The sequence below is a fragment of the Paenibacillus sp. Y568 genome (assembly GCF_059445545.1).
Window position 1 is genome coordinate 1 of record NZ_JCAIUM010000037.1, and the last position, 7,080, is coordinate 7,080.

4 protein-coding genes and 1 pseudogene are annotated in these 7,080 nt (G+C 48.2%); 1 reads left to right on the forward strand and 4 read right to left on the reverse strand.

Translation table 11 applies throughout. From position 1 onward, the window contains the following. Position 1 precedes the first annotated feature (1 nt). Positions 2-1,321: pseudogene (locus AC1D7X_RS25500) on the forward strand (MATE family efflux transporter); the annotation flags it as partial. A 132-nt stretch (positions 1,322-1,453) separates the two neighbouring features. Here AC1D7X_RS25500 and AC1D7X_RS25505 read toward each other — a convergent pair. The 4 genes from AC1D7X_RS25505 to AC1D7X_RS25520 all read right to left on the reverse strand — a co-directional run. Continuing rightward, on the reverse strand, positions 1,454-2,974 hold the full coding sequence (locus AC1D7X_RS25505) for an ABC transporter substrate-binding protein (protein ID WP_495476401.1): 1,521 nt from the start codon (positions 2,972-2,974) through the stop codon (positions 1,454-1,456). A gap of 7 nt (positions 2,975-2,981) precedes the next feature. Continuing rightward, positions 2,982-3,743, reverse strand: coding sequence for a response regulator transcription factor (locus AC1D7X_RS25510; protein WP_495458787.1), 762 nt, complete (start codon positions 3,741-3,743; stop codon positions 2,982-2,984). After that, positions 3,718-5,481: a sensor histidine kinase gene (locus AC1D7X_RS25515; RefSeq protein WP_495458788.1), complete on the reverse strand. Its 1,764-nt coding sequence runs from the start codon at positions 5,479-5,481 to the stop codon at positions 3,718-3,720. The genes AC1D7X_RS25510 and AC1D7X_RS25515 overlap by 26 nt, the downstream gene beginning before the upstream one ends. Before the next feature lie 181 nt (positions 5,482-5,662). Continuing rightward, positions 5,663-7,080, reverse strand: a 1,418-nt coding sequence (locus AC1D7X_RS25520; RefSeq protein ID WP_495476402.1) for an ABC transporter substrate-binding protein, incomplete at its 5' end; no start/stop codon positions are given.

Sequence of the window (7,080 nt, forward strand, 5' to 3'; positions counted from 1 at the left end):
CATGGATGCAGAAAACCTCCATTACTTTGAAAAAGCACCGGTAGCAAAAGCTGTCGCTCACTTCGCTGTACCGATGATGCTAGGCACGTCAATGAGTGTCATATATTCCATCTTGAATGCCTATTTCCTTGGTACACTGGGCAATACGGCCATGTTAACCGCACTCGCACTAACCTTGCCGTTATTCGCGGCCATTATGGCGGTAGGCAACTTGATTGGCATGGGTAGCGGTACATTCATCTCCCGTTTGCTGGGAGAGAAAAAATATAACGATGTAAAGCATGTGTCTTCATTTGCCTTTTACAGTAGTTTAGTTCTCGGTCTTATCTTGATGGCCGTCAGCCTCCCATTTATCGATTCAATCGTACATGGCCTGGGAGCGACGTCTGAATCCTTCGCTTTCACGAAGGACTATGTCACGATTATGCTTATTGGTTCACCAATCCTCGTATTATTCTTCACGCTGGAGAATATCGTGCGCTCGGAGGGTGCAGCCATCACGTCGATGATCGGTATGATTCTCAGTGTTATTGTGAATATTGTTCTCGATGCACTAGTCATCTTCGTCTTCCATTGGGACGTGATCGGCGTTGCGTCTGCTACGGTCATTTCTAACTTAGTTGCGTGTGCATTCTTTGCCTTCCATATTGGAAATAAGAGCAAATTCTTAACCATCTCCGTAAAATGGTTCAAGGCTACCAAAGACATTCTCATCAATGTATTCAAAATCGGAGTCCCCGTCTTTATTATGAGCATCTTCTTGGGTGCAATGTCGCTCATTTTCAACCATTTTCTTGTCGAATATGGGAATCAGGCTGTAGCAGCTTACGGAATATCATCACGTTTATTGCAATTTCCTGAGTTTATTCTAATGGGATTATGCGAGGGAGTCGTGCCATTGATTGCCTTCTCTTTTACAGCGAATAAATTACGAATGAAGCATACCATTGGATTCACGATCAAGACGATTGTAGCCTTAGCCTTCGTGTTCGGCATCATCGTCTATCTGATTTCCGACCACTTAATTGGATTATTTACAAATGACCCGCAATTAATCGAAATGGGCAGCTACATCCTGCATGTAACGTTCTTATCCTTGTTCATTACAGGAATGACCACGTTGTTTACGGGGATCTTCCAAGCAACAGCACAAGGAACCGCCGCGTTTATTATGTCCATTATTCAAGGAATTACATTGATTCCTGTGTTGTATCTCGCCAATCGAATGAACGGCTTCCACGGGGTGGTCTGGTCGATCGTCATAGCGGATGCCGTCACGTTCCTTGTTGGAGCCATCATGCTGTATGTTCTGCGGAACAAATATCCCTGCGCAAACTCTGACACGAGCAACCCCGTGCCTCCCAGTCTCTTATATTTCATTATTCAACAGATTATTGTCTGTCTGGATTTGATGCAATACCCTTGCATGAGTAAATTAAAATAAGCGCTACTGCTACGAATGGGTGGCTCGCCAGGTGTCAAGCTGCCTTTGTACTTCGGCCTGCACCTCGTCGATGCCCGCCTGCTGAAGCTCCTGATTGAACTTCGGCAACTCCGAATCTACGTTCACGCTACCAGTCATTAGGCTGGGATAGTATTTCTCCCAGACCATCTGGATGTTCTGCAATTGAATCGGCATCTGGGACAAGTCCGGGGTAAAGCCTAGCGTGCTCGAATTGACGGCTTCCTTGTTGCTGGCACGGAACTGATTCCATTTGTCCAAGGGATCCGGGAATTCTCCACCCATAGTCTTCAAGGTGAACCAATTGCCCTGAGTGTACTGCACGCCCCCATAGCTAGGCGCTGCGTCCGGGATCGGGTTGCCATTATTGTCCTCTGCAGGTTTAGACACCACCTGGCCGTTCCTGTCCAGGGTATAGTGCACGCCCTCAATTCCGAAATTGAACAGGTTGCGCAACTCGGGGTCCGTATTCAGTAAATTAAGAAATTTTACGGACTCGATGGGATACTTCGTATCGGCACTGACAGCCATTACCCCTCCCCGAACGGATTCCATCGTGATTAACGCAGGAGTTACAGAGTAAGCCACAAGCTTGTAACCACGATCCTTACTCCAACTATTTTCGGATAGCGGGCCGCCCCCCGCGGCTTTCCAGAATACCATATCGCCCCGCTTCAGTCCTTGGCTTTCCCGCATGCCCGCGTCCTCATTGATATAGCCATCCACATAGTAGTTCCGAAGAATGTCCAGCACTTTCCGGGCTTCTTCCGTTTCAAAAATATTCACAACTAAGGCACCAGGATCCAGAGCTTGCACCATGAGTGGCAGCGTTTTCTCTGACACGTATTCGTAGCCGTCCAAGGCAAAAAAGTTATGGGACTCCTTGTCCAACTCCATCGGCTGATAAGCGGGCTCCTTCTGCTTAATCATTCGGAACAACGGTTTAAGGGAGGCCAATGTTGTATACTTCTTGATGTCAATGTTATACTTCTTGATTAACGCCTCCGGGTACATCCACTGGTCGCGTACGGCCAATTCCTTATTGGTCGGCACACCGTAAATACCGCCGTCATCCATCTGCATGCCTTTCCAAAAAATAGGATCAATCGCGTCATGCATGTCCTTCCCCACATTGGACAGATAATCGTTCAGCTTAAGCCACGCACCACGCTGCGCGTAGGTGGTATACTCCGAGGCAAAAGCGATGTCAAAGGGAGTGCCTGCGGACACGAGGGCATTCAGCAGGCTGTCATACTCCTGCCAGCCTGCTTTGATATAAGTGATGGTCACACCGATTTTTTTGACCAGGATCTCGTTGATCTTGTCGTTGACCATCTGAAGGTCTTTGTCGGGATCTCCGATCGTGTAGTAGATCAAATTCACGGTAGGAACGGCCACTGCGGTATTTTCCCCATTGCCGGTTGTGGAGAAGCAGCCTGACAAGGGCAGCACCAGCATCGTGACGAGCACGAAGGAAGCGACGATACAAGTCAGATTCCGATGTTGTTTCATTACGACACTAATCCTTTCTTCGCAATTCTGAGGGAGATTTCCCAAAATAAGCTTGGAAATGGGAATAAAAATAGTTCGGGTTCTGGTATCCGACGGAAAGCGAGATGCTGACAATCTTCTCGTCCGTGGACTGAATGCGTTCCTGGGCGCGAAGCATCCGGTAGGCCATTAAATATTCCGAAAATTTCATTTGCGTCTCTTTGATAAATATCTGCCCGAGGTATGTCCCGTTCATACGAAAACGTTCCGCAACCGACTTCAAATTCAAGTTCTGGGCATACTCTGCCTTGACGATCAACAGAATGCGGTTGGTCAGCTTGGACAGGCTATCGTACCGCACGCCGAGCACCGGGTCCGTGTCCAAGTCGCCGCGATCGGATCCCTCCAACGTACCGCGCAGATCTTCTACGATAATCTTCTCGACCACACTCTGCAGCATCAAACGGTCGATGGGCTTGAGCAGATAATCCTTGGCGCCGCAGCGAATGGCTTCCAATGCATATTGGAATTCCCCATAGCCGCTCATGATGATATATTTCGAGGGAAGGCGCAGTTCGTTAAGCTTGTGGATAACATCATAACCGCGCTTCTTGCCGATACATACATCGAAAATAGCCAAATCCGGCAACAATTCCACTGCCTTTGAAATCGCATCCTCATACGTTTCACTTGTTTCGATGCGGCCAAAGCCGTATTTTTCCCAATCCAGCGTTCGCTTCATCCCCTCCAAAATCTGCGGCTCGTCATCTACGATCAGTAGCTTGTACATCTCCAATCGCCTCCTTGGACAGGATTACAGTTATTTTAACGCCGGCTTCCTCGTTATTTTCGATATTCATGAAACACTCTGCCCCGTAGAAAAAGTGCAACCGGGTATAAACATTACGCAAACCGATGTTATCCGACAAGGTATCGTCGCCACTAGAAAGCGTATTCCTAATTTCGGCCAAGCGCTCTTCGGTGATCCAGACGCCGTTATCCACGATCTCCAGTACGAAGCGCTCCTCTTCCTCCCAGCCGTTAACGATGAGCAAGTTAAACTCGTTATCCGGATTGAAACCGTGAAGGAAAAAGTTTTCCGCTAGCGGCTGTAGCCAAAATTTCACCGTCGGCAAAGACAATAACGCCTTTTCTACAATGAACTGATAATAAAACCTTTCCGGATACTTGAATTCCATGATTTTCAAGTATTTATGGAGCAGGTTCAGCTCGCTACCCAGTGGAATAATATTCTCGTTTTTCACGACATCTCGGTACAGTGCACCCAAGGTGGCTATAGCGTCGGATGTGTCGTCGGGGCGATTCGCCAGCGCAAAAGAACGGATAACTTCAAGCGTATTATACAAGAAATGAGGATTAATTTGGTTCTGAAGGGCTTTCATTTCGGTTTCCTGCTGCTTAAGTTTTAGCAAAAAATTGGTGCGGATATGTTTATCAAGCTGAATGATCATATCATCCAATTCCCGGGCAATCATGCCATATTCGTTTCTCCGGTAACGAGCCGGGTTAACCGGTGTAAAATCCGCCGTTTTCGCGCGTCCTATGGAACGGATGATCCGACGCAGGAAGTTCGCGTCCTCTCGCAGATTGTAAGCGATGAGTAGCAAGACACTGATCATGGCCGCCAGAACGATGAGAAAAACGATGAGTAGCACACTTGCCTTTTGACGGATCAGCGATGCCAAATCCACGATGCTGACATATCGATAATTAAACTCAGTGGAGTTGAACATCACAAAATACGTACGATTGGTAAATCCCTTTGATAGAAAGCCATAACTGCGTCCGTCCACCATCGCCTGGCGAACAATCTCCTCCACGTTGTTGCGGTTGCTGCTCGCGATAAGGTATACGTCTCCGGAAGTACTGACTGCCGCCGTTTCGCTTACATCTCCATTTTGCACTGCCTCAAAGATCCGGTCACTGCTGACCAGAAACTGAAATTCGCCTAACTGGCGTGAGATTTGGTTAGGATCCGATAGTTTTTTGCGGAAAACGAATCCCTTTTGAATCGTCTCACGGAACGCCTCATCCGTATTGGGCAGACGGAATAGAAAACTTGTACTGCCGTTACTATCAAAGCTCACAATGTTGCCCTCTGATTCTGTATGCAAGCTTATTTGAGTGATGTCTCCCTTTCCCCCGTTGCTTAGAAAGGACCTCATATCATCCGGAAAGGAGACATGCGGCTTGTTATAGAGGCTATCTTGCAACCTGCTCGTCAGATAGCTTTCCGCGCTGTTTCCCAAGAAGTAGCGAATATCGGTCATCAGCTCGCTGTTGGAGTACACCCGCTGCATGAAAACATCGATACGGTCGGTATCGTACTGAAGGGAACTTTCCACTCTAGTAAACGCTCCGGCGGCCTCGTTCCTAGAATTACCTAACCATTGATCCATCAGTATCGCGCAGGTGAGTGCGCCGAGGGTCAGGCCGATGAACACTACAAATACCGCATATGCAATGAATTTGCTGCGATAGATCTTGATCTGCATAAATGAACGCATGCGGTTTCTCCTTTGCATTAAGCTTTTGCCGCACCACTACTCCACCATATACCGTAATCGTCGATAAAAAAACACCTAGTCGTCAACAAAAAAATAGGGGATTTATACCAGTATAACAGAAACCCCGAACGGCAGAAGAGCTCACCGTTCGGGGTTTTGGATACCCACCCGCGTTTAAGGCTTACTTGAAATAGTTATCAATTTGTTCTTGAGCTGCGATCATAACCTTATCCATGCCGGCTGCTTTCAATTCCGCAACGATCTTCGGTACCATTGCCTCCGGATCGGAAGCACCATTAATCAGTTCATAGCGATATTTGTCATATACGGCCTTCGTATTGGCTACCTCTGTGGTCAGCTTGGAGATGTCCAAGGCAAAGCCCAGGCTGGTTGAGGAGATCGCTTGATCGTTCAGCTTACGAACCTGTTCCCACTGATCTTCCGGAGCGCCTTTCGTAACGGCCATGGTGAAGAACGTAGCTTGGGTATAGGCAGCCAGCGGCCACGTATCCGATATGCGCTCGATAACCTTTTCCTCGTTCACGTTGTTATAGTCGACGCCCAACTCGCCGAAAGCCAGCATATTGCGCAGCTTCGGATCGGTGTTGACCAGTTGCAAATATTTCAGAGCTTCCTCTTTATACTTGGAGTTGGCGGAGATCGCGTTCAAAGAGCCTTGAATCGTGCTTGTTGTGTAAATCGGGCCAAAGTACTGGAACATAGTGTACTTCTCGACACCCTCCGTAACTTGCCAGTTTATTTCCGCGCCAGGGAAGGCTTGTGCGCTGAAGAACGGGCGGGCTTTGTCTGCTTCGGTTTTGGTCGGTGCATCCGGGTTGATGATTCCGTCTTTGTACCATTGATGTATAAGGTTCAAGCCCTCCATGATATCGGGCTGCTCCAGAACGGAGACGACTTTGTGGGAAGCGTCGTCTACCTTGACGCCCATCGGCAAACCGGCCGTCAAATCGTCGTAGCCATTAAAGAATCCGTTAAATCCTTCGCCTTGAGTGAGTCGCAGCGGATAAAAGCTTTTGCCCTCGCCGGCCTTCATATCGCGGAACGGTTTGTCGAGGTCTTTCATCGTCTTGATACTGTTTGTGTCTATGCCGTACTTTTGCACGTACGTGTCGTCGAACACCCAGTATTGGGTCGAAGACGAATCTTTGTAAGTAGGCACGGAGTAAATTTTTCCATCAATCTTCGTTCCGTCCCAGACCTTTTCGGGAATCAATTTGTAAAGATCGGGTGATTCGCTTTGTACCAAGTCGGTAATATCAGCAAAAGCGCCCATCGTAACTTGCTGATTGTACTTGCTGCTGTTCGTAAACATGATGTCGAAAGGCTCGCCAGTGTTCACGATCGTGTTGATCTTCGTGTCCCAGTCTCCCCAGCCTGCAACCTTGATGTCGATCTTCACGCCGATTTTCTCGGCCGTGTAGTCATTCATTTGCTCGATAGCCTTGTCGAAATTGCCGGGAACTTGACCGCCGATCGTCCACCATACCAACGTAGGCACGTCGCCGGAATCGGTAGGTTTGCTCGAATCCGTCTGGGCCGGCTGATTGCTGGAAGGTTCGGCCTTCGAGTCGGAATTCG